This is a genomic window from Stenotrophomonas sp. 278, from assembly GCF_003935715.1.
In the GTDB taxonomy this organism is placed as follows: Bacteria; Pseudomonadota; Gammaproteobacteria; order Xanthomonadales; family Xanthomonadaceae; genus Stenotrophomonas; species Stenotrophomonas maltophilia_AH.
Genome location: NZ_RHPP01000046.1, coordinates 1 through 22,927, shown reverse-complemented (window position 1 = coordinate 22,927; position 22,927 = coordinate 1). Strand labels below are relative to the sequence as shown.

The window sequence follows — 22,927 nt, the reverse complement described above, 5'->3', positions numbered from 1 at the left end:
CGGTAACGCATGACCCCAATACAACGCACGCTCTCGCCGTCCGGTTGCACTATCCTCGAAGGGAGGAGCCCCCTTCTTGTTGAAGGGGGCGCGCCGAAGGCGGGGGGATAAGGTGGAATACTTGGGTATCTCGAACCGCAGGTTCGTGATACCCCGGAGCGAGGGTGCCCGCCCCCTCCCCAGCACGGAGAAACCGAAACGCCGCTCTTCGCGAACAACCCCGGTTATCCTTCAACCAAAGCCCCACGCGGAACCCCGGACCCCCATGAGCGATACCCCCCGCATCGCCTTCCTGGCCAGCACCACCGAACCCGCCCAGCACGCGCGCGCGGCCATGCTGGCGCGCTACGGCGAACATGCGCCCGAAGACGCCGACGTGCTGTGCCCGCTCGGCGGTGACGGTTTCATGCTGCAGACCCTGCACCGGCATGGCCACCTGGGCAAACCGGTGTTCGGCATGAAACTGGGCACGGTCGGCTTCCTGATGAACCAGTACCGAGCCGAAGACGACGTGCCGATGCGCATCGCGCTGGCCGAACCGGCCAACCTGCGGCCACTGGAAATGCTCGCGCTTACCGAATCGGGCACCACCACCGGTTCGCTGGCCTACAACGACGTCTCGCTGCTGCGCCAGACCCGCCAGGCCGCGCACATCGGCGTCGACCTCAACGGCCAGGAGCGGGTCAGCGAGCTCATCGGCGACGGCGTGCTGGTGTCCACGCCGGCGGGCAGCACCGCCTACAACTATTCCGCGCACGGCCCGATCCTGCCGCTGGGCTCTCATACCATCGCGCTCACGCCGCTGGCCCCGTATCGGCCCCGGCGTTGGCGCGGGGCGATCCTCAAGGCCGATACCGAGGTGCGGTTCCGCGTGCTGGACCCCTACAAGCGCCCGGTCAGCGTCACCGCCGATTCGCATGAAACCCGCGACGTGGTCGAGGTCACCATCCGCGAATCCCGCGAGCGCCGGGTGACCCTGCTGTTTGACCCGGAACACAACCTCGAAGACCGGATTCTCAGCGAACAGTTCATGTTTTGACCGACAATAGCTGGCCGGCCGCTGCGGCCGCATTGGATTGCTGACTGCCATGGGCGACAACTCCCCCCGCTTGCTGACCGTAGCCGTGACCTCACGGGCCCTGTTCGACCTGGAAGAGGGCCACGCCCTGTTCGAGGCCGAAGGCGTGGACGCCTATGCCGAATACCAGCGCAAGCACGAAGACGACATCCTGCGTCCCGGCGTCGCCTTTCCGGTGGTGCGCAAGCTGTTGGCGCTCAACCAGGGCCAGTCGCCCGAGTCGCCGCGGGTGGAGGTCATCCTGCTGTCACGCAACTCCGCCGATACCGGCCTGCGCATCTTCAATTCCATCCAGCATTACGACCTGGGCATCATCCGCGCCACGTTCACTGCCGGCGAGCCGACCTGGCCGTATGTGAAGCCTTTCGGCACCGATCTGTTCCTGTCGGCCAACCCCGAATCGGTACGGCGTGCGCTGCGCCATGGCATCGCCGCTGCCACGATCCTGCCCAAACCTTACGACGAGACCCTGGCCGCGGCCGAACCGCTGGACCTGGGCCGGCCGCGCACCCAGCTGCGCATCGCCTTCGACGGTGACGCGGTTATTTTCGGTGACGAAAGCGAACGCATCTCGCGCGAGCAGGGCGTGGAGGCGTTTGGCCGGCATGAGCGTGAAAACGCCCGCGAGCCGCTCAGTGGTGGCCCATTCCGCAATTTCCTCTCGGCGCTGCACACCCTGCAGGCGGTGTTTCCCTCGGGCGACGATGCACCGATCCGGACCGCACTGGTCACCGCACGTTCGGCTCCGGCGCATGAGCGGGTCATCCGCACCCTGCGTGAGTGGGGTGTGCGACTGGACGAAGCGCTGTTCCTCGGTGGCCGTCACAAGGGTCCGTTCCTGGAAGCGTTCGGCGCGGACATCTTCTTCGACGACTCGCAGCACAACATCGACAGCGCCCGCCAGCACCTGAGCGTGGCCGCCGGCCACGTTCCGCATGGCGTAGCCAACGATTGATCTGCCGTCACGACCAACGGTCGTGACCCACTGGGATTGCCGTGGTTTACCGCAATCGGTAGGTCACGACCGTTGGTCGTGACGCCGTCAGTCCAGCGGCAGCCGGATATCCACCAGCTTCCAGCTCAACCCCTGTCGCTGCAGCACGAACACCACCGGTGCTCCCTGCGCGGTGTGCGTGGTGGCGGTAAACCGTGACGTCGATTCAAACCGATGGCTGGCCCCCTCGAGCGGGCGTGCTGCCCTCGGCGGCGCATACGCATCATTGCTTTCCAGGTCATTGCTGGCCCGCTTCCACAGCGTATGCCCTTCCAGCAGCGCACCGATCCCGGTCGGGGTGACCATCGCATCCACCGCGGTGCCGCTCAGCCGCTGACCAGCGGTGAGCAGCAAGGCCCCCACCAGATTCGACTGCACATCCGGCCCGGCCCGGCGCACCACGTAGTCATCCAGCTGCGCGCGCAGGTTGGCGCGCAGCATCGGGAAGTCCACGTAACGGTCCAGTTTGGAGGTGTCGCGCTGCTCCACCGCCTGCGCCAGGCCGCGCAGGGTCAGGTACGGCCCGCCGACCACATAGGCCGCCAGCAGCACCCCCAGCGCAACCACGGTCCAAAGAACCTTCTTCATGCCGTCACCTTGCCCCAACCCCCGTCAAGCCAGCGTAGAGCCACGCCCTGCGTGGCTGCCACAACCCACCGTCAAAACTCCAGATCCAATGCCGCACACAGATAATCCACAAACGGCCCCAGCGCAGTAAGGTCCTTGGCAATCGTCTGCCGCAGCTTCGGCCCGGTCATCACCGAATCATCGAGCGCGCGCCAGAACACCCAGTTCTTGTGCTTCAGGTCGTCAATGAACTCAAAGTCCGGCTCGAACCCGCGCGGTGCCCGCACCAGCATCTCGCTCTGTTCAAAGTCGAACCGCTTGCGCAGCGCCGGCGCATGCGCCGCCGCCTTCCACGCTCCCGGGTTGTCGACGATGAAATGGCGGATGCGGCGCTGGGTATCCGGTTCCGGATGCCACAGCCCGGCCCCGACGAAGCTCTCACCCGGTTGCAGGTGGATGTAGAACGACGGGGCCGGCACCTGCTTGCGGCGCTCATGGAACAGACGCGCGCCCTGCCAGCTCTTGTACGGCGACTTGTCATTGGAAAAGCGCGCGTCGCGATAGATGCGGAACAGTGACCCGCCGACCGTTTTCGGGTCGGAACGGAAGTGCGGGCTCACCGTGGCCAGGTCCGGCTGCAGGTCGGTGATCAGGCGCAGGAACGGCTGGCGCACGTGCGCTTCGTACTTGTCCTTGTGATCGTTGAACCAGGTCTTGTCGTTGTTGCGCGCCAGTCCCCGCAGGAAAGTGAAGCTGGCAGGGGTGAAATAGGTACTCACAGGCTCTGCTCCAGATGATTGCCCCAGTCGGCCAGCTGCTGCAGCAGGGCCAACCGGGTGGGTTCGGCGGCGTGCTCGGCACGCAGCGCGTCGATCTGCGCCCGGTACTGCGGCAGGGTCTGTTCGCCCAGGCCGGATTCGCCGAGCAGGCGCTGGCGACGGTAATCGTTCCAGCGCTGGCGTTCGGCCGCATCCAGGGTCTCGGGATGGTTGCGTGCACGGTAGCGGAACAGCAGCTCGGGCATGCGCGCGTCGCGCAGGCGGCTGGCGTAGCCGGCCAGTTCGGCCGCTGGGCTGGTACGCAGCCGGGTCATCAACGCCTTGTCGCCGTCGGCGAGGAAGCCGTCATACAGCGAGGCGTCCACGTCACCGGGAGCGATCTCACGTTCGCCACCGAACACCTGGCGGACCTTTTCCGCCAGCGCTGGCGCAACCGCGCGGACACGCGCGGCGGCGGCTTCCACGGCGGCCACGTCGATCCCCAGGCGCGCATGGTCGGCAGGACGCAGGTGATTCCACGCCACCAGCGCCGGCACTTTGTTCAGATGCACTTCCTTCAGCGGCACGCGCTGTTCGCCCTCGGCCAGGTCGGCGGCCCGGGTGTACAGGCGCGCCGCCAGGGTCTCGGCAGGCAGCGCGAGCAGGCCGTCGATGTCGCCTTCCAGGTCGAGCACGATAATGCGGTTGTTGATGTAGGGATGGCGCGCCAGCGGCAGCACCGGGGCCGCGCACAGGCGCGATGCGGGATAGCGCATGGAAATGTGCAGTACCGGCTGCGCCGCGTCCACGTCCAGCAGGCTGCCGACAAAGCGCTTGTCGCGCAGCTTCAGCGCGTAGTCCCACAGGCGTGGCTGCGCCTGCTTGAACAGCCGGGCCATGCCGATGGTGGCGTGCACGTCCGACAGCGCTTCATGGGCGTCGCCCACGCGCACGTCGTTGGCCAGCGCCAGGTGCTCGAGCTTGAACGAGGTCGCGCCGTCCTCGCGCTTCGGCCAGACGATGCCGTCCGGACGCAGCGCATGGACCAGCCGCAGCATGTCCAGCAGGTCCCAGCGCGAATTGCCGTTGCGCCACTCGCGTTCGTAGGGGTCGAAGAAGTTGCGGAACAGGCCGTGGCGCACGAACTCGTCGTCGAAGCGCAACGTGTTGTAGCCCAGCGTGCAGGTGCCCGGGCGTGCCATCAGGTCGTTGATGCGCGCGAATGCCTCGGCTTCGCTCACGCCTTCGGCCAGCGCGTGCTGCGGGGTGATGCCGGTGATCAGTGTGGCGATGGGCGAGGGCAGGACATCGTCGGCGGGTTTGACGTGGAAGCTCACCGGCTCATCGATCATCTGCAGGTCCGCATCGGTGCGGATCGCGGCAAACTGCGCGATACGGGTGCGGCGCGGATCCTGGCCGAAGGTTTCCAGGTCGTAGAACAGGAAGCTGTCGGCCGCCATCAGTGCGCACCCTCCAGCACGGGCAGCTGGTCATGCACGATGCGTTTCAGTGCGAGCCAGTCGATGTTTTCCAGCGTGGTGTGGCCGGCGGTGGCGTCCTCCAGGATGCGTCGCTGCAGGTAGGTGCGTTCCAGCGCCACCGCGTAAGGCGTATGCAGGAACGTGACCATGGTGTAGTGCGGCACGAAGCGGGTTGGCCAGCGCGCCTGCAGCTGCTGTTCCAGTTCGCGCTGCAGCTGGAACGCCGGGTCGGCGACGCGGTCGCGCATTTCCAGATAGTTTTCCAGCGCCATCTGCTGGATCGCTTCCGCATTGGGCTTGCGTTCGGCTTCGAAGACCGCGAAGGCCGCTTCCAGCGAATCCTGTTCCTGCAGGTGACGGGCCAGCGCCACGCAGTCTTCGAACGCGCAGTTCATGCCTTGGCCGTGGAAAGGCACCATCGCATGCGCGGCATCGCCGAGCAGCACGGCACGTCCGCCCAGGTGCCACTGACGCAGGTACAGCGTCCCGAGCAGGCCGGGCGGGTGCTCTTCCCAGTCGCGGCGCAGGTGCGGGATCAGCGGCAGGGCATCGGGAAAGTCGCGCGCGAACAGGGCCTCGGCCTCGGCCCCGGTGCGGGTGGTGGCAAAACTCGGATCGCCCTCGTTGGGCAGGAACAGGGTGACGGTGAAGGTCCCCTCGTCGTTCGGCAGGGCGATGCACATGTACTGGCCGCGCGGCCAGATGTGCAGGGCATTGGCTTCAATCCGGAAGCCGCCGTCTTCGGTCGGCGGGATCTCCAGTTCCTTGTAGGAGTGGCCCAGGAACTCGGTGCGCTCGTCCAGCGGCTGCTTGCGGTTCATCGCTGCACGCAGCGCCGAGCCGGCACCGTCGGCCCCGATCAGGGTGTCGAAGCGGATGTCATGCGGCTGGTCGTCGCGGTCGTCGATGAAACGCGCGTAGCCGGCCTCGAAATCCACCGTGTGCAGGCGGCGGTGGAAGTGCACCTGCGCGCCAGCGTCTTCGGCCAGCTGCAGCAGGGTGTGGTTGAGGTCCTTGCGGTGGATCGACCAGATCACCTCGCTGTCGTCACGACCATAGCGCTGCAGCTGCGTGCCGCCGTCGCGCGCGTGCAGCATGCGGCCGCGCATCATCACCGCCTTGGCCATGACCGCGTCTTCCACGCCCGCCTGGCGCAGCGCATTGCGGCCGCGCTCGGCCAGCGCCAGGTTGATCGAACGGCCGGACTCGTAGTCGGCAATGCGCGGGTCGCCGCGACGCTCGTACAGGGTGATGCGCCAGCCCTGGCGGGACAGCAGGATGGCCAGCAGCGAGCCGGCAAGGCCGGCACCAATGATGCTCAGGGAGCGGTGTGCATGTGCGATCAAGAGCGTTCCAGCGGGGGAGGGGGCGGCTTACAGTCCGGCCCAGGATTCGACTTCCTCGACAAAGTGGTGCAGGTCGAGGTAACGGTTGTACAGCGGCGTGGGTGAGATGCGGATCACGTCCGGTTCGCGCCAGTCGCCGAGCACGCCCACGGTCTGCAGATATTCGAACAGGCTGCGGCCACGTTCGCGACCACCGATCACGCGCAGCGAAAGCTGGCAGCCGCGCCGTTCCGGCTCACTCGGGGTCAGCACCTCAAGGACGTTCGCCAGGCGGGCGCGTACCAGCGCATCGAGCAGTCCGGTCAGTTGCAGCGACTTGGCGCGCAGCGCGTCCATGCCGCCGGCGGCATCCACCACATCCAGTGCCGCACGCAGCGGGGCGAGGCCCAGCACCGGCGGGTTGCTCAGTTGCCAGCCTTCAGCACCGACGGCGGGCACGAACTGCGGGGCCATCTTGAAGCGGGTGGCTTCCTCGTGGCCCCACCAGCCGGCGAAGCGCGGCAGCGAGGTATCCCGGTGATGGCGTTCGTGCACGAAGGCACCGGCAACCGCGCCCGGGCCGCTGTTGAGGTACTTGTAGTGGCACCACACCGCGAAATCGGGTGCGATGTCGTGCAGCTGCAGCGGCACGTTGCCCACCGAGTGGGCCAGGTCGAAGCCGACGTTGGCTCCCTGCAGGCGCGCCGCGCGGGTGATCGCGTCCAGATCGAACACCTGGCCGGTGCGGTACTGCACGCCCGGCCATAACACCAGGGCGAGGCGCGGGCCGTGTTCGGCGATGGCGCGTTCAATGGCCTGCTGCGAAATCGTGCCGTTGGCTTCGTCTGGGTGCACCTCGACCAGATCAGTGTCCGGGTTGAAGCCGTGGAAGCGGATCTGCGACTCCACCGCATGGCGGTCGGTGGGGAAAGCACCCGCCTCCATCAGGATGACCGGACGCTGCGCGGTGGGCCGGTAGAAGCTGACCATCATCAGGTGCAGGTTCACGCTGAGCGTGTTCATCGCCACCACTTCGCTGGGCAGCGCGCCGACCACCCGGGCCAGCTGCTCGTTCACCAGCCGGTGGTAGCGCAGCCACTGCGTATCACCGGTGAAGTGGCCTTCCACCGCCAGCGCGCCCCACTTGTCCATCACCTCCTGCACCGCCGCCTGCGCCTTGCGGGGTTGCAGGCCGAGTGAGTTGCCAACGAAGTAGGTCTGGTCGCGATGGTCGTGCTGGGGGAACACGAATTCGGCGCGCAGGGCGCGCAGCGGGTCGGCGGCATCCAGGGCGACGGCATGGGAACGGCTGAGCAGTTCGGACATGGCAATGACGATTGTCTGAGATGCGCCAGTTTATCTGTGTAGGCGACGCTTTTGGGAAATCTCATGTCTGCCCGCGACGAAGTGAATTCCCCCAGATTCACTGCCTTCAAATGTCGGGTAACCCACTTGATTTTTACGTTACGAGGCTCGGAAGTTAAGAAAGTGAGACGTGCGATGCAGAACAACGTTCTAGTGCGTACGAGTACAACAATCTTCATGGTCCGAACCTCGCTTGGCTGTGAGTCTTGCATGGTTTGATCAGCACGCAGCGAAAATGGCGCTTAATCCGGCGGCGTCGACTCGAGGAGCCTGTCTCGTGTCACCTCGTTTCTCTCACTCGGATATGCGCCATTGAGTGCCGCCCCTCTGGACTGCTTAGCGAAGAAGTTGCGAGAAAAAGGAAAGCCAATGAAAGGAAGTGCTCTACGTTTGGATTCGGCGATCTATGAGATGCCCGAGAATGATCTTCCAGGATTGTGTCAGCTCCATCTAAACGAGAATCTCTTTGCATCAACGATAGCCGCCGAAGATCGCCTCGCCGCCAGATGCTTTGCGGCTCAGTCGGGCCGATTGAATCGCTATCCGGTACAGGGCGCAGATCGGCTCAAGGTCGAACTGGCTAGACATGCATCCTGTGCGCCCGAGCAAGTCGTTGTTGGCAACGGAAGCTCGGAACTTCTCAGGCTGCTCTTCATATCGCTTCTGGGCAAATGTGAGCGAGTGCTCCTCCCGGAGCCCAGCTGGAGCTTCTATCGGGTGTGTGCCCAACTTGTTGGTGGAGAGATATTCACCTATCCGTTGCTCAATGGCAAAGGTTGTTATGTCTACGACCTGTCGGAGATAAAGTGTCGAATTCAAAGTTGCAACCCTAGGGTGGTGATTGTTTGTAGTCCAAACAATCCCACAGGGAACTCGATAAACGCCGATGAACTTCTGGAACTAGTGGATGCGTATCGCGATGTGAGTTTTGTAGTTGACCAGGCCTATTGCGGATTCTCAGATGATGATGGCGGCTCTATTCGCATCCTGCAAAAAGCGGCACGTCGATCCAACTTGTTCGTCACGCGCACATTCTCCAAATTCTTGGGGTTGGCTGACATTAGGGTCGGATATCTCGTGTGCAACGCGAAGTGGGCATTGACGATGTCTGCCATGTCTCCGGTATTTGGAATCTCGACGTTGAATCAGGATCTTGCGATCTCAAGGCTGAATGATGCGCCGCTTCACGAGCTAATAAGAAGCGAATTCTACAAGGTCAGGAGTTATGTGTTCGACGAACTTCGCCGAATGGATGGGGTAGATCCTTACTGGACTGACGCCAATTTCATGCTTATGCGCATTGCGGAAGGGGAGGTGGATGTTTGTTCGGAGCTCAGATCTTGCGGCTTCGTCGTCAAGCGGGAGGTGATTGAATCGGCAGGCACCTACCTGCGCGTGACGATTGCTGACAGCGACACCATGACAAAGCTGCTTAATGCGCTTCGTACTGCTTTGGAGGTTCGAAATGAAATGCACGGTTGAGATTGCGTCTCCGGAGGACATGATTTCCGTATGGGCATTGAATCACAGGGTGTACTGCGAGGAGTTGGGTCAGCACGCACTGGATCCATCAGGTTCCAAAGTCGATCGAATGCACTCAGTTGGCGTATTTTTTGTTGCAAAGGTTGACGGGTCTGTTGTCGGGATGCTGTCCATCACACCTCCGGGTGCCGGTGGGGTATCCACTCTTGGGAGAATCTCATCATCCATGTTGAGGAATAGTCTGCATGGGGTGGCAGAGATCAGGTTGCTGGCAGTTGAGAGGCGGTATCGTGCCAAGGGGATATATGACGCACTAATGCTGGCCGTCATGGGGTACTGTTCACTGAATAAAATTGATCGCGTGGTTATCTCTGCCATTGGGAGGCAGTATCGGTTGTACACCCTTATGGGCTTCAAGGTCCTATGTGGCCCGATTAAGGAGGGAGGCTGTGAGATACGCCCCATGCTGTTGACGAGGTCGGACTTTGAGGCATCCGTGTATCGCAAGGGAAGGTTGGCTTCCATGGAGCGGAAATGAAGGCGGATTCGGTTTTCTTTGACCTGGACGATACTCTGCACGAAGGCGACCTGTTCAGGAGCTACCTGCTGTTTCTTGCAAAGAAGAGCGTTTTGAGGCTGGTCCTGTTGCTGCCACTCGTGGTGCCGGCATTGGTGGGGTACTTGATCTGCCCAGATCGCCGCTGGAGTGTTAGCTTTATCCTGTGGATTCTGACAGTTCTGACTCGCGAGCGTTCATTGCTTGATCTGGATGCGGAATTTTCTTGCGAGTTTTCCCGGGGAATGCGTCGCTACTCAGAGCCATACGGTGAGCTGTGCCGATACATTGAGTGCGGTACGCACGTGTACGTTGTATCGGGTAGTCCAGAGTCGCTTGTAAGGCGGGTTTATGGTGATCTTCTTGTGCGTCCCGAGATAACGTTGATTGGTTCGCGTTTCTCGCGCTTCATTGGGGGGCGGGTGTTGCAGGTGCGCTGCGTTCTCAATGAGAAGGTGCGCCAGATTCAGCTCCGTTCTGGGTATGAGCTTAAGTTCAAGGCGGGTTACTCCGACAGCGAGAAAGATGGCCCGGTCCTTGGGCTTTGCGCTGAAAAGTACCGGGTCAACTCGGATGGTATGATCGAGAGGTGGCCCAGTGACTCTTTTTGACTTCGTGTGTGCTGTGCGCTTCGATCGCGCCATTCCTGTGGTTGTCATTGGCACGTTTCTTATTGGAAACGTGGCTTGGCTGATGAGGCAGAAGGGATTGCGTGACGGTTTTTCCCGGAAGCTGAATCACTTCCTTCTTTCGGCATTGTCCGGCGTATGCCTTTTTGGGTTGCCCGACGAGAGTTTCGTGCCGACTGCAGTGGCCACGTCGGTGCTGGTGTTGCTGATTTATGCGTGGTCGGCAAAATCCTCACGCGAAGTTGTGTCCCGGGTCATTCGTAGCAATGTCCGAGATAGGGACGGTGAGAGAGGTAACTTCTTTGTGTTCCTTCCGTTGGTTACCGGTCAGATTGCGACCTACTCGGCTCTCGCTTTGGTCAGTCCGCTTTATGCCAAGATTGCCTTTTGCGCAATGGGCTTGGGTGATGGACTTGCTGAGCCTGTCGGACTTCGCTTTGGGAAGCGGCGCTACTCAATCTACGATCCTGTGTGGCGTGTCCGAAACACAAAATCGCTAGAGGGAAGTTTGGCGGTTTTCAGTGTTTCACTGATCGCGTGCTTGGTCGCGCTGTGGGTCGGTGAGCAGGCTCGTGGCTGGGAGCTCATTGCCGTTGCTCTGGCATTCGCCGCTTTGATGACGGTTGTTGAGGCCTTCTCACCCAGGGGCATGGACAACATGCTAATAGTAGGAACAGGGGCGGCCTTTCTACATTTCGCTCTTAGGTGACTCATTTGCCCGGCACGCAAGGTTGCTGTGCCGGGCGGGGGAGTTAGGGCAACGGATCCACATGCCCGCAGGCATCACAGGTGCGCAGTTCCAGATTCGCCTGGTACTCGGCAAACACCTTCGGCAGATCGGTTTCGATGTTCTCCAGGGTGAAGTACACCTCATGCAGCTTGTGGTTGCAGCGCTCGCAGAACCACATCACCCCGTCGCGCTCGTGCGGCAGACGCTTCCGTTCCACCACCAGGCCGACGCCGCCGGATGGGCGGCGCGGCGAATGCGGCACGCCGCCGGGCAGCAGGAAAATCTCGCCGGCACGGATCGGAATGTCGCGCACCTGGCCATTTTCCTGCACCTTCAGGGTCATTTCCCCTTCCAGCTGGTAGAACCACTCCGGGCCCTCGTCGTAATGGAAGTCGGTGCGGCTGTTCGGGCCGCCGACCACCATCACGATGAAGTCGCCGTTCTCGATCATCTTGTTGCCGACAGGCGGCTTGAGCAGGTGCCGGTTCTCTTCGATCCAGGCGTGCAGGTTGATCGGTGCGGGCAACATGGGGCGTTCCTTGCAGAAAGGGTCAGTCGCGCTTGCCTTGGCGCGGTACATGGGCGAGGGCCTTTTCGTAGGCGGCCGGCAGGTCTTCCGGTGCGCCCACGTCGATGCCCATTTCACTGACGCGACCGTCTTTCAGGCTGTACACCCAGCCGTGCACCATCAGCTTCTGGCCGCGCGCCCAGGCGTCCTGCACGATGGTCGAGCGGCAGGCGTTGACCACCTGCTCGATCACGTTCAGTTCGCACAGGCGCGCATGCTTGAGGTCGGGATCGTCGATCCCGTCGAGAATGGCGGCGTGCTTCTGGGCGACGTCGCTGACGTGGCGCAGCCAGTTGTCGGCCAGGCCGACGCGCACGTTGTTGAGGCTGGCGTGCACGCCGCCGCAGCCGTAATGACCCACGATCAGGATGTGCTTGATCTTCAGCTGGTCCACCGCGTACTGGATCACGCTCAGGCAGTTCAGATCCGTGTGCACCACCACGTTGGCGATGTTGCGGTGGACAAACACTTCACCCGGAGCCATGCCGATGATCTGGTTGGCCGGTACGCGCGAGTCCGAGCAGCCGATCCACAGATACTCCGGGTGTTGCTGCTTAGCCAGCTGGGCGAAGAACTCCGGGTCTTCCTTCTCGATCCGGTCGGCCCAGTCGCGGTTGTTCTGCAGCAGTTTGTGGATGTCTTTCATGGGGCGGGTATTCCTGTGATATCAGCCGCCAGCGGCGGCCGGGTCGCGAACGTCGCGCATCCACTGCGCAAGCTCGCGGGAAGCGGGGGTGCCTTCGGCCTCGAGGGCAGCAATCACCGACAGCTGGTTGGCGTCGGGGTGGTTCTGGCTCAGCTTGAGCTTGATCTGCACCTGCTCGGCGCGGAAACGGAAACCGACGATGCCCGGCAGCAGTTTGGCCTGGCGGGTGTCGTCCGGGTCAAAGCGCCAGTCGCTGCCGACCTGGGATTCGTTATGGAGGCTCAACCGGTCCAGCAGGTCGACCAGCCAGTCGCGGTCGGTGATGGTTTCCAGCGTGCCGCGCAGTTCGGCGGCGGCGTAGTTCCAGGTCGGCACGCGGCCTTCGCTTTCCTTGTCCGGGTACCAGCCCGGCGACACGTAGCCGTGCGGGCCGTGCACCAGCACCAGCGCCGGGCCGCTGTGACGCGACTGCGGGTTGGCCCTGGCCCAGTGCCCTTCGATCACGATGCCTTCGCCGTCGCGGCGATACAGCACCGGCAGCAGGGTCACGCAGGGCAGGCCATCGGGGCCGGTGGTCACCAGGGTCACGAACGCATCGCGCGTGATCAGCCGGTCCAGCCAGATCGGGTCGCGCGTGGCGAAGGAGGAGGGGGTGAACACGGGGGCCTCAGACGCTCCGGCCCAGGCTCTGCACCATGCGCCCGCGCAGGCCGTCGTCGTCGACGGCCTGGGGCGGCTGCACCTCGTGCAGCGAGAAGCCTCGGATCAGCGCGTCTTCCTCATCCAGCCCGTCGAATTCGACGAACTCGGCGTCGAACAGCTGCGCGCGCGCGGTGTCCTCGCTGTCATAGCTGAGCGTGTTGCCATCGCTGTCCAGCACCTCGGCGGTGCCGGCCGGGCGCACGCGCAGGCGTGCCCAGATCAGCGTGTTGCCCAGGCTGGCCAACCACCAGGAGTCGCGCACGGCGGAAATGTCATTCATGTCAGTACCAGTGAAAGCAGCCAGAGCAGGGCAGCCATGCCCAGTCCGGCCAGCAAGGTGAGCAGCGACAGCCAGGCCGGCGTCGCAAGACCCGACAGCGAGCGGTCGGGTGTCTGTCGGTAATCGCGCTCCAGCAACCAGCGCAGGGCCTGCGGCTGCAGGAACGCGCCGCTGCCGAAACGATCGGCCAGCGCCGGGTGGCGGTCGCGGATATGGATGAGCGTCAGCGGCCAGAAGATCACGAAGGCACTGAACCCGGCGATCGCCACGCCGACGAAACACAGCGCGAAGAACAGGGTCATGGGATTGCCTCCGTGATCAGGTGGATGGCCGCCGGGTCAGAACTCGGCGCTGCCCGGTGCGCGCGGGTAGGGGATGGCGTCGCGGATGTTGCCCAGCCCGCACACGTACACCACCAGGCGCTCGAAGCCGAGGCCGAAGCCGGCATGCGGCACCGACCCGTAGCGGCGGAAGTCGCGGTACCAGCCGTAATGCGCCGGGTCCAGGCCGAACTGCGCCATGCGCGCGTCGAGCACTTCCAGGCGCTCTTCGCGCTGGCTGCCGCCGATGATCTCGCCGATGCCCGGGGCCAGCACGTCCATCGCGGCGACGGTCTTGCCGTCGTCGTTCAGGCGCATGTAGAAGGCCTTGATGTGCTCGGGGTAGTTGGTCACCACCACCGGGCGGCCGATGTGTTCCTCGGTCAGCCAGCGCTCGTGTTCGGTCTGCAGGTCCAGGCCCCATTCGACCGGGAAGTCGAACTTCCTGCCGGAGTTCTGCAGCAGCTTCACCGCTTCGGTGTAGTCGATCTGCTCGAACGGCGAGTTGATGAACGCTTCCAGCTTGGTGATCGCATTCTTGTCGACGCGCTCGGCCAGGAAGGCCAGATCGTCGCCGCGCTCATCCAGCACCGCACGGAACAGGTACTTCAGGAACTGCTCGGCCAGCCGCGCGTCTTCGGCCAGGTCGGCGAAGGCGATTTCCGGCTCGATCATCCAGAACTCGGCCAGATGGCGGGTGGTGTGGGAGTTCTCGGCGCGGAAGGTCGGGCCGAAGGTGTACACCTTGCTCAGCGCCAGGCAGTAGGCCTCGACGTTGAGCTGGCCGGACACGGTCAGGAAGGTTTCCTTGCCGAAGAAGTCACGGCTGAAGTCGACCTCGCCCTTGTCGTTGCGCGGCAGGTTGACCATGTCCAGGGTCGACACGCGGAACATCTGCCCCGCGCCCTCGGCGTCGGAGGTGGTGATGATCGGGGTGCTGATCCAGTTGAAGCCGTTCTGGTGGAAGAAGCGGTGCACGGCCTGGGCCAGGCAGTTGCGGATGCGGGTGACCGCGCCGAACAGGTTGGTGCGCGGGCGCAGGTGCGCCACTTCACGCAGGAATTCCGGCGACATCGGCTTGGGCTGGATCGGGTAGGTCAGCGGGTCTTCGACCAGGCCGACGATCTCGACCGATTCGGCCTGGATCTCGAAGGACTGGCCCTTGCCCTGCGACTTGACCAGGGTGCCGCGCGCGATCAGCGAACAGCCCGGGGTAAGCGCCTTGACCGCTTCGAAGTTCTCCAGCGTATCGTTGACCACCACCTGGATGGGGGCGAAGCATGAACCGTCGGTCACATTGACGAAGGCCAGCGCCGCAGACCCGCGCACCGTGCGCACCCAGCCCCGTACTGTTGCCTCGCCGCCTTCCGGGATATTCCCGGCAAGCGCATGTTCAACGCTGACCACCGTCATGACTTGAATCCTCTATTGATCGACTCGATCTCTGAACGGGAAGTTTAACGGTTGCAGTGTTCTGCTTGCGAGGCATTTCTGACTGGGCCGTGGACCTATAATGAGACCGATCTGCTGGAGATGCCTGTCATGGCCGTAAGCCTTACCCCCGTTGCCTTTGCCCGCGTGCAGAAGTTCGTTGCCCAGACCCCGGGCGCACTGGGCCTGCGCTTTGGCGTGACCCGCACCGGCTGCTCGGGCTGGGGTCATGTGACCGACCTGGCCCGCGACCAGCGCGAGGGCGACACCGTGTTCGAGCAGGATGGCGTGCGCATCTATGTGGACGCGGCCAGCCTGGAGCTGGTGGACGGCACCGAAATCGACTTCGGCAAGCAGGGCCTGAGCGAGACCTTCACGTTCAGAAACCCCAACGCCACTGCCGAATGTGGCTGCGGCGAGAGCTTCACCACCGACGCCGACAAGGCCTGAATCCCGTTCAGGTTGAGCGCCGGCGTGCCGTGCTTGCCCTGAACCCCCATCCGCTGCGATAATGCGCGGCTTCCTGTCCGGCTCCGGGCGGGATCCCTTGCTCCACCGCGTTCACCTGCGGGGAGCTGTCCGGCCTGAAAAGGCCACATCCGAAAGGTATACACACATGAGTCGTCATTACGAAGTCGTGTTCATGGTCCATCCGGACCAGAGCGAGCAGGTCCCGGCCATGATCGAGCGCTACAAGGCGCTGGTCGAGGGCGGCAACGGCACCATCCACCGTCTGGAAGACTGGGGCCGTCGTCAGCTGGCCTACCCGATCCAGAACCTGGTCAAGGCACATTACGTGCTGATGAACATCGAAGTGGATCAGGCCGTGCTGAACGAACTGACCGAAAGCTTCAAGTTCAACGACGCCGTGCTGCGCAACCTCGTCCTGCTCCGCGACGAGGCTGACACCGAGCAGTCGCTGATCATGAAGAGCAAGGACGAGAAGGGCGACAAGCCCGAGCGTGGTGAGCGTCGTCGTCGTGACGACGAAGAAGGCGAAGCCGCCAACACCGCTGACAACGAAGCCGGCGACGACGCCGCTTCTGCCGCCTAAGGAGCACGCACATGTCCAAGTTCTTCCGTCGCCGCAAGTTCTGCAAGTTCACGGCTGAAGGTGTGAAGGAGATCGACTACAAGGATCTCAACACCCTGCGCCAGTACCTGACCGAGAACGGCAAGATCGTGCCGAGCCGCGTCACCGGCACCAAGTCGAAGTACCAGCGCCAGCTGGCCACGGCCGTCAAGCGCGCCCGTTTCCTGGCCCTGATCCCGTACACCGACAACCACGACGTCTGATGCCGGATGGGCGGCCTCGCGCCGCCCGTTCCGCCAGCTATTCGGACAGCCATCTGCTGCGGGGCCTGCGGGCTTCGCTAACGAATAACGATTTGGAGTTTCAACATGCAGCTGATCCTCATCAAGAAGGTCAAGAACCTGGGCACCCTGGGTGACCTGGTCGAAGTGAAGCCGGGCTACGGCCGTAACTTCCTGGTTCCGGGCGGCTTCGCCGTGCCGGCGACCGAAACCAACAAGGCCGAGTTCGAAGCCAAGCGCGCTGACTACGAAGCCAAGGCCAACGCCATCCACGCCGAAGCCGAAGCCCGCAAGGCCAAGCTGGAAGGCGCGAGCGTGACGATCCCCGCCAACGCCTCGACCGAAGGCAAGCTGTACGGCTCGGTCGGCCCGCGCGACATCGCCGAAGCCTTCACCAAGGCCGGCCTGCCGGTGGAAAAGAGCGAAGTGATCCTGGGCGAAGGCGCCTTCCGCAACGTCGGCGAGTTCGACGTGGTGCTGGCCCTGCACGCTGACGTCGAAACCACCGTCAAGGTGATCGTGGTCGGCGAAGCCTGATCCCAGCTGAAAAGCCGGAATCGCTGAAACGGGTACCCGCAAGGGTGCCCGTTTTTGTTTTGGTCGCCTGATGAAGGTGTCCGCGAAATGCGGCGTTTCGATTTCTACGTGCTGGGGCGGGGCCAGGCACCCTCGCTCCGGGACACGCCGTGAACCCATCCATGGGGGCTACTCCACGGCATCCATGCCGTGGAGTGTCCCTCCGGAGGGTACCTGGCCCCGCCCCCGACGGTTGGTCGCAATGCGGCCAGGAACAATCCAATGCCCCGCGGGGGAGGGTGGTAGCGTCGGTCGACAGACGACGGCCGTGAAACACCCCGCGCCCGATAACGCATGGAAAACGGAACAACGCCGCATTTGATCTTCCGTGGCCACCGATGGCCTGCCGGGGCGGGTCGGGTTGGGCTGGAGGGGGCACGAGCCACATGGGTCGGGCGCATGCGCCCGACGGGTTGGGCAGGACGCCCAACCCCGGTCTTGCCGTGTGCGCAGGATTGCGCAGACGTGCAAGCGGCGATGAGCTTACATGGATGTATTCACAGCGTCCCCCAGAACGCCCATCCCGAGCCGCCAGGCCAGGGAATCCGTGAATATCGGTTGTTCGCCAAAAGCCAACAGCAGCCGGGCAAGCCCGGCTCTACGGAGACCCTGCCACCTTGGGAGGGTGACATGGCCCATCCCCGGTATACTCAGGGCCATCGCGACTGCCCCGGAAAGCCAACCACGCCATGCGTCTGTCCACGATCAAGCTCTCCGGCTTCAAGTCGTTCGTTGATCCCACCACCCTGCATCTGCCCACCAACATGACCGGCGTGGTCGGGCCCAATGGGTGTGGCAAGTCCAACATCATCGACGCCGTTCGCTGGGTCATGGGCGAAAGCTCGGCCAGCCGCCTGCGCGGCGATTCGCTGACCGACGTCATTTTCTCCGGCTCGTCCGCCCGCAAGCCCGTCTCGCAGGCCACCGTCGAACTCATTTTCGACAATACCGACCACACCATCTCCGGCGAATATGCCTCGTTCAACGAGATCTCGGTCAAGCGTACGGTCAGCCGTGATGGCAGCAGCAATTACTATCTGAACGGAACCAAGTGCCGTCGGCGTGACATCACCGACCTGTTCCTCGGTACCGGCCTCGGCCCTCGCAGCTACTCCATCATCGAACAGGGCATGATCAGCCAGATCATCGAAGCCCGGCCCGAAGACCTGCGCGTCTACCTGGAAGAAGCCGCCGGCATCTCCAAGTACAAGGAGCGCCGCAAGGAAACCGAAACCCGCATCCGCCACACCCGCGAGAACCTCGACCGCCTCAACGACCTGCGCGAGGAGATCGGCAAGCAGCTTGAACACCTCAAGCGCCAGGCCCGCCAGGCCGAGCAGTACCAGGCCCTGCAGGAAGAGCGCAAGGTCAAGGATGCCGAGTGGAAGGCACTGGAGTTCCGCAACCTGGATGGCCGCCTGAGTGGCCTGCGCGAAGCCCTGTCGCAGGAAGAAACCCGCCTGCAGCAGCTGATCGCCGACCAGCGTGACGCCGAAGCCCGCATTGAAACCAGCCGCGTGCGCCGCGAGGAAGCCGCCGATGCCCTCAGCACCGCCCAGGCCGAGGTCTACCAGGTCGGCAGCACCCTGGCCCGGCTTGAACAGCAGATCCAGCACCAGAAGGAAATGTCGCAGCGCCTGCACAAGGCCCGCGATGAAACCCAGCAGGCCCTGGCCGACCTCGGCCAGCACATCAGCGGCGATGAAGCCAAAATGATCGTCCTGCGCGAAGCCGTTGAGCAGGCCGAGCCACAGCTGGAACAGCTGCAGGAAGAAAACGAGATCAAGCAGGAAGCCCTGCGCGACGCCGAAAGCCGGTTGTCCGACTGGCAGGCGCGCTGGGAAGCGCACACCCGCAGCACCTCTGAAGCTTCGCGCGCCGGCGAAGTCGAGCGCACCCGCGTGGATTACCTCGACCGCCAGGTGCTGGAAGCCGACCGCCGCCGCGAGGCGCTGGCCGCCGAACGGACCGGGCTCGACCTCGACGCATTGGCCGAAGCCTTCGAGGAAATCCAGCTCCAGCACGAAACCCAGAAGGCCGCGCTGGACGGACTGACCGAGGCCGTGGAATCCCGCAAAGAGGCCGTCGCCGGCCTTCAGGACCGCCAGCGCAGCGGCCAGGCCGAGCTCGCCGACATCCGCAAGCAGGCCCAGGCCGCCCGCGGCCGTCTGTCCTCCCTGGAAACCCTGCAGCAGGCCGCCCTCGGCCAGGAGCAGGGGGCGGCCGTGGCCTGGCTCAAGCAGCACGGCCTGGACTCCGGTGCCCGCGTCGGTGAACGCCTGAGCGTGGACAGCGGATGGGAAAATGCCGTGGAAAGCGCGCTGGGGCAGTTGATCGAAGGCGTGCTGGTCGATGCCCCCGAACAGCTGGTCGGCGCACTGGCCGAACTGGGCGAGGGCCGCATCGCGCTGGTCAGCGCCGAGCAGGAACCGCTGGACGTCGCCCCGACCTCGCTGGCGGCCAAGGTGCAGGGGCCGACCGCGATCCGTCGCCTGCTGGCCCGTCTGCACGCCGCCGAAGACCTTGAGCAGGCGCGCGCGCTGCAGGCCACGCTGGCCGAGGGCGACTCGGTCATCACCCGCGGCGGAGAGCGCCTCGGCGAGGGCTGGGTGCGCGTTTCGCGCTCCGGTGCCGCCAAGCAGGGTGCGCTGCTGCGTGAGCGCGAGATCGTCACCCTGCGCGAACAGATCGACGCCCTGCAGGAACGCGAAGCCGCGCTGGAAGAACAGCTGGCCACGTTCCGTGACCAGCTGCTGGCCGGCGAGCAGCAGCGTGAAGATGCGCAGCGCCAGTTGTACCTCGCGCATCGCAGCGTGTCCGAACTCGGTGGCCAGCTGCAGAGCCAGCAGGGCAAGGTCGAAGCCGCGCGGACCCGCATCGACCGCATCGAAGGCGAGCTGGCCCAGCTGATGGAAACGCTCGACACCGGTCGCGAGCAGGTGCGTGAAGCCCGCGCCCGGCTGGATGACGCGGTCAGCAGCATGGGCGACCTCGAGTCCGTGCGGCAGGCGCTGGAAGGCGAACGCCGCCAGCTCAGCGACGCCCGCGATCAGGCCCGCGAAGCCGCGCGAACCGTGCGCGAGCGCTCGCACGCCCTGGCACTCACGCTGGAATCGCAGCGTGCCCAGCTCACATCGCTGGGCCAGGCACTGGAACGCATGAGCACCCAGCGTGGCCAGCTGGATTCGCGCCTGGGTGAACTGCACGCGCAGCTCGACGAGGGTGATTCACCGGTGCAGTCGCTGGAAGCCGAACACCAGAATGCCCTCGGCGAGCGCGTCCGCGCCGACCGCGTGCTCGGCGAAGCGCGCACGCTGCTGGAAGGCATCGACGCCGAACTGCGCACCTTCGAGCAGACCCGGCATCAGCGTGACGAGCAGGCGCTGGCCCAGCGCGAGCGCATTTCCCAGCGCAAGCTCGACCAGCAGGCGCTGGTGCTCAGCGCCGAACAGCTCACCGCCTCGGTGGAAAAGGCCGGCTTTGTGCTGCAGGACGTGATCAACACGCTGCCCGAAGAGGCGCGGATCAGCGAATGGGAACAGGCCGTGCATCAGATCGACGGTCGCATGCGCCGGCTGGAGCCGGTCAACCTGGCCGCCATCCAGGAATACGGCGAAGCGTCGCAGCGCTCCGACTACCTCGACGCGCAGAACACCGACCTGTGCACCGCGCTGGAAACCCTGGAAGACGCCATCCGCAAGATCGACCGCGAAACCCGGGGTCGCTTCAAGGACACCTTCGACCGGGTCAACGCCGGCGTGCAGCAGCTGTATCCGCGCCTGTTCGGTGGCGGCCACGCCTATCTGGAACTGACCGGTGAAGACCTGCTCGACACCGGTGTTGCGATCATGGCGCGCCCGCCGGGCAAGCGCGTGTCGAGCATCTCGCTGCTGTCCGGTGGTGAGAAGGCGATGACCGCAGTGGCGCTGGTGTTTGCGATCTTCCAGCTCAACCCCGCGCCGTTCTGCCTGCTGGACGAAGTGGACGCGCCGCTGGACGAAGCCAACGTCGGTCGACTCGCCAACATGGTCAAGGAGATGAGCGAGAAAGTGCAGTTCCTGTTCGTAAGCCACAACAAAGCGACCATGGAGGCAGCCCACCAGCTGTCGGGCGTCACCATGCGCGAACCGGGGGTCAGTCGTCTGGTCAGCGTGGACCTGGAAGAGGCGGCACGATTGGCGGGCGCGGCCTGACGTGCCATGCTTACCTGAACGTATTTAGCTGGAGACCCTTCAAATGTCCGACGTGGCACTGCTCAGAATCGGCATTCTTGTGGCCGGCGTCCTCTTGGTGGCGGCCATCTTCCTGTTCGGCCGCCCGAAGAAGAAGGTCCAGGGTCGGCGCGTTGAGGGAGCCGACAGCGCCTCCGGTCAGCGCCGCGAGCCGTTGCTGGGCGACCAGCCGGGTGGCGCTGCCGAGGCCGGTCTCGACGGAGAAGAGGGTGTAAGCCAGGCCGAGCTGGGCCTGCCCGAGGTGGACGCCACCCCGGCCAGCGACCTCGGCAAGCGCGCCACCCAGGACTTCGACAAAATCGTCTCGCTGTTCGTCGCTGCCCGTGCCGGTGAAAAGCTGCGCGGCGAAGACATTGTCGTGGCGGCGGAGAAGACCGGGCTGGTGTTCGGCCACATGAACGTATTCCATCGCCTGGTGGAAGGGCACCCCGAGCGCGGTCCGATCTTCTCGATGGCCAACATCATGAAGCCGGGCAGCTTCGACATGGCCAGCATCCGCGAAATGGAAACGCCGGCGATCGCGTTCTTCCTGACCCTGCCAGCCCCGCTGACCGCGCTGGATGCCTGGGAAAAGATGCTGCCCACGGTGCAGCGCATGGGCGAACTGCTCAACGGCGAGGTGCTGGACGACAGCCGCGCCACGCTCGGCCGCCAGCGGATCGCGCATATCCGCGATGAGCTGCGGGCGTATGACCGCCAGCATCAGGCCCCGCCACTTACGAAAGCGCCCCGTTGGTGAACCAACGGAGCGCTTTCGTCCACGCATTCCACCTAATCCCCCCGCCTTCGGCGCGCCCCCTTCAACACGAAGGGGGCTTTCCTCCAGATACATTCCGGTAGCGCCGGCCGTTGGCCGGCCTGCATGAACCCTACGCGGGCACGCCCGCAACCGCCGCAAACGCCACACGAAACGCGTCCATCTCCGCCTCGGTGCCCACCGTCACCCGCACCCGCTGCGGCCAGATCGGCCAACTGCGACCGATGATGACGCCGCGCTCGGCCATCGCGGCGACAAACGCCTTGCCATCGCGCTGCACGTCCACCACGAAACAGTTCGCTTCGGACGGCACGCAGGAAAACCCGCGCTTGCCCAGCCACGCAACCGTAGCCTGCCGTACCTGCGCGTTCTGCGCCTTGCGCTGTGCCACCAGTCCTGAATCGCGCAGGCTGGCCAGCCCGGCGGCCAGCGCGGTCACCGGTACCGGGTTGTCACCCAGGGTTCCCAGTTCGCGCAGACGGTCCGGATGCGCCGCGGCCACGCCCAGCCGCATACCGGCCATGCCATAGAGCTTGGAGAACGTGCGCAGCACGATCACATCGTCGCGCTGCATCACCTGGCCGATCAGTGAGGGCTGGTCGCTGTACTGGATGTAGGCCTCGTCGACCAGCACCCGCGTCTGCGCGGGCTTGTGGGCCAGCAGCCAGGCAATCTCCGCCGCCGGGGTGATCGAACCGGTCGGGTTGTTCGGGTTGCACAGGTACAGCAGGCCGGCGTTGATCCGTTGCGCTGCAGTGACCATCGCGCGCAGGTCGTGGGCACCGTCGGCGCGCAGCGGTACCTGCTCCACCTGGGCCCCACGCGCGGCAGCGAGGTCGCCCAGGCTTTCAAAGGTGGGGTCGGCGACCACCAGCCCGGCGGTGGGCGAGGTCCACACCACGGCGGCCCGGTTCAGCGGTTCGCTGGAGCCCGGATACAGCCGGACCCGCTCGGCGGCGACATCTTCCTGTGCGGCGAACACGTCGCGCAGTTCACCAGCAAGCGCAAACAGATAGCGCCCGCTACCGGCCACGATGTCGCGAGCGGCCACTTGTGCGCCGGGGGCGGGGCCGTAGGGACACTCATTGAAGTTCAGCAGCACCGGAGCGGCGGCGTGCGGCACAGCGGCGCTGGCC

General features: G+C 64.4%; 24 protein-coding genes. 12 read left to right on the top strand and 12 right to left on the bottom strand.

All coding sequences use genetic code 11. The annotated features are described in order from the left end of the window. The first annotated feature begins 265 nt into the window (after nt 1-265). Both EGJ34_RS09770 and EGJ34_RS09765 read left to right on the top strand, forming a co-directional pair. Nucleotides 266-1,039: an NAD kinase gene (locus EGJ34_RS09770; protein WP_125360299.1), complete on the top strand. Its 774-nt coding sequence runs from the start codon at nt 266-268 to the stop codon at nt 1,037-1,039. Nucleotides 1,040-1,088: 49 nt separating this feature from the next. Next, nucleotides 1,089-2,033: a 5'-nucleotidase gene (locus EGJ34_RS09765; protein ID WP_125360298.1), complete on the top strand. Its 945-nt coding sequence runs from the start codon at nt 1,089-1,091 to the stop codon at nt 2,031-2,033. 87 nt (nt 2,034-2,120) lie between these two features. On the opposite strand, the gene EGJ34_RS09760 is transcribed toward EGJ34_RS09765, so the two are convergent. The 5 genes from EGJ34_RS09760 to kynU form a co-directional block, all read right to left on the bottom strand. Further along, nucleotides 2,121-2,660, bottom strand: a complete 540-nt coding sequence (locus tag EGJ34_RS09760) for a DUF2939 domain-containing protein (RefSeq protein WP_125360297.1) — start codon at nt 2,658-2,660, stop codon at nt 2,121-2,123. Nucleotides 2,661-2,731: 71 nt separating this feature from the next. Further along, complete coding sequence (locus tag EGJ34_RS09755) at nt 2,732-3,418, bottom strand: DUF2461 domain-containing protein (RefSeq protein ID WP_125360296.1); 687 nt, start codon at nt 3,416-3,418, stop codon at nt 2,732-2,734. Continuing rightward, on the bottom strand, nt 3,415-4,857 hold the full coding sequence (sbcB, locus tag EGJ34_RS09750; RefSeq protein WP_125360295.1) for an exodeoxyribonuclease I: 1,443 nt from the start codon (nt 4,855-4,857) through the stop codon (nt 3,415-3,417). The genes EGJ34_RS09755 and sbcB overlap by 4 nt, the downstream gene beginning before the upstream one ends. Beyond that, nucleotides 4,857-6,224 carry an NAD(P)/FAD-dependent oxidoreductase gene (locus EGJ34_RS09745; RefSeq protein WP_125360294.1) on the bottom strand — a complete coding sequence of 456 codons (1,368 nt, stop codon included), beginning with the start codon at nt 6,222-6,224 and terminating at the stop codon, nt 4,857-4,859. The genes sbcB and EGJ34_RS09745 overlap by 1 nt, the downstream gene beginning before the upstream one ends. A gap of 27 nt (nt 6,225-6,251) precedes the next feature. Continuing rightward, the gene (kynU, locus tag EGJ34_RS09740; RefSeq protein WP_125360293.1) at nt 6,252-7,529 is read right to left on the bottom strand and encodes a kynureninase; all 1,278 of its coding nucleotides are present in this window, start codon (nt 7,527-7,529) and stop codon (nt 6,252-6,254) included. 408 nt (nt 7,530-7,937) lie between these two features. On the opposite strand from kynU, the gene EGJ34_RS09735 reads away from it, so the two are divergent. Genes EGJ34_RS09735 through EGJ34_RS09720 form a run of 4 tightly spaced genes read left to right on the top strand, consistent with a single transcriptional unit; the run spans nt 7,938 to nt 10,944 of the window. Next, nucleotides 7,938-9,050: an aminotransferase class I/II-fold pyridoxal phosphate-dependent enzyme gene (locus tag EGJ34_RS09735; protein WP_125360292.1), complete on the top strand. Its 1,113-nt coding sequence runs from the start codon at nt 7,938-7,940 to the stop codon at nt 9,048-9,050. Continuing rightward, a complete protein-coding gene (locus tag EGJ34_RS09730; protein ID WP_185750130.1) occupies nt 9,034-9,588 on the top strand; it encodes a GNAT family N-acetyltransferase in 555 nt (184 codons plus the stop codon). The genes EGJ34_RS09735 and EGJ34_RS09730 overlap by 17 nt, the downstream gene beginning before the upstream one ends. Next, entirely contained in the window at nt 9,585-10,217 is a 633-nt protein-coding gene (locus EGJ34_RS09725) for a haloacid dehalogenase-like hydrolase (RefSeq protein ID WP_125360290.1), read from the top strand. Before EGJ34_RS09730 ends, EGJ34_RS09725 begins: the two co-directional genes overlap by 4 nt. Then, entirely contained in the window at nt 10,204-10,944 is a 741-nt protein-coding gene (locus tag EGJ34_RS09720) for a hypothetical protein (RefSeq protein WP_125360289.1), read from the top strand. Before EGJ34_RS09725 ends, EGJ34_RS09720 begins: the two co-directional genes overlap by 14 nt. A gap of 43 nt (nt 10,945-10,987) precedes the next feature. On the opposite strand, the gene EGJ34_RS09715 is transcribed toward EGJ34_RS09720, so the two are convergent. From EGJ34_RS09715 to asnS, 6 genes are read right to left on the bottom strand one after another with little or no spacing between them, the layout of a single operon-like run. Continuing rightward, nucleotides 10,988-11,494, bottom strand: coding sequence for a 3-hydroxyanthranilate 3,4-dioxygenase (locus tag EGJ34_RS09715; RefSeq protein ID WP_125360288.1), 507 nt, complete (start codon nt 11,492-11,494; stop codon nt 10,988-10,990). Nucleotides 11,495-11,516: 22 nt separating this feature from the next. Continuing rightward, nucleotides 11,517-12,179, bottom strand: coding sequence for a carbonate dehydratase (gene can, locus EGJ34_RS09710; protein ID WP_125360287.1), 663 nt, complete (start codon nt 12,177-12,179; stop codon nt 11,517-11,519). A 21-nt stretch (nt 12,180-12,200) separates the two neighbouring features. Continuing rightward, the gene (locus tag EGJ34_RS09705) at nt 12,201-12,839 is read right to left on the bottom strand and encodes an FMN-binding negative transcriptional regulator (RefSeq protein ID WP_125360286.1); all 639 of its coding nucleotides are present in this window, start codon (nt 12,837-12,839) and stop codon (nt 12,201-12,203) included. A 7-nt stretch (nt 12,840-12,846) separates the two neighbouring features. After that, nucleotides 12,847-13,161, bottom strand: coding sequence for a hypothetical protein (locus EGJ34_RS09700; protein ID WP_125360285.1), 315 nt, complete (start codon nt 13,159-13,161; stop codon nt 12,847-12,849). Further along, on the bottom strand, nt 13,158-13,463 hold the full coding sequence (locus tag EGJ34_RS09695; RefSeq protein ID WP_125360284.1) for a hypothetical protein: 306 nt from the start codon (nt 13,461-13,463) through the stop codon (nt 13,158-13,160). The genes EGJ34_RS09700 and EGJ34_RS09695 overlap by 4 nt, the downstream gene beginning before the upstream one ends. A gap of 36 nt (nt 13,464-13,499) precedes the next feature. Next, nucleotides 13,500-14,894, bottom strand: coding sequence for an asparagine--tRNA ligase (asnS, locus tag EGJ34_RS09690; RefSeq protein WP_125360283.1), 1,395 nt, complete (start codon nt 14,892-14,894; stop codon nt 13,500-13,502). Nucleotides 14,895-15,023: 129 nt separating this feature from the next. On the opposite strand from asnS, the gene EGJ34_RS09685 reads away from it, so the two are divergent. The 6 genes from EGJ34_RS09685 (at nt 15,024) to zipA (ending at nt 21,773) form a co-directional block, all read left to right on the top strand. Next, a complete protein-coding gene (locus EGJ34_RS09685; protein WP_125360282.1) occupies nt 15,024-15,362 on the top strand; it encodes an iron-sulfur cluster assembly accessory protein in 339 nt (112 codons plus the stop codon). A 166-nt stretch (nt 15,363-15,528) separates the two neighbouring features. Beyond that, entirely contained in the window at nt 15,529-15,966 is a 438-nt protein-coding gene (gene rpsF / locus EGJ34_RS09680) for a 30S ribosomal protein S6 (RefSeq protein WP_125360281.1), read from the top strand. An 11-nt stretch (nt 15,967-15,977) separates the two neighbouring features. Then, nucleotides 15,978-16,208, top strand: a complete 231-nt coding sequence (gene rpsR, locus EGJ34_RS09675) for a 30S ribosomal protein S18 (protein ID WP_002804494.1) — start codon at nt 15,978-15,980, stop codon at nt 16,206-16,208. 105 nt (nt 16,209-16,313) lie between these two features. Then, nucleotides 16,314-16,763, top strand: coding sequence for a 50S ribosomal protein L9 (rplI, locus tag EGJ34_RS09670; RefSeq protein ID WP_125360280.1), 450 nt, complete (start codon nt 16,314-16,316; stop codon nt 16,761-16,763). A 728-nt stretch (nt 16,764-17,491) separates the two neighbouring features. Continuing rightward, nucleotides 17,492-20,995: a chromosome segregation protein SMC gene (smc, locus tag EGJ34_RS09665; protein ID WP_125360279.1), complete on the top strand. Its 3,504-nt coding sequence runs from the start codon at nt 17,492-17,494 to the stop codon at nt 20,993-20,995. A 43-nt stretch (nt 20,996-21,038) separates the two neighbouring features. Then, nucleotides 21,039-21,773: a cell division protein ZipA gene (gene zipA, locus EGJ34_RS09660; protein ID WP_125360278.1), complete on the top strand. Its 735-nt coding sequence runs from the start codon at nt 21,039-21,041 to the stop codon at nt 21,771-21,773. Between the two features lie 130 nt (nt 21,774-21,903). On the opposite strand, the gene EGJ34_RS09655 is transcribed toward zipA, so the two are convergent. Further along, nucleotides 21,904-22,927: pyridoxal phosphate-dependent aminotransferase (locus tag EGJ34_RS09655; protein ID WP_125360277.1), on the bottom strand; the 1,024-nt coding region annotated here is incomplete at its 5' end.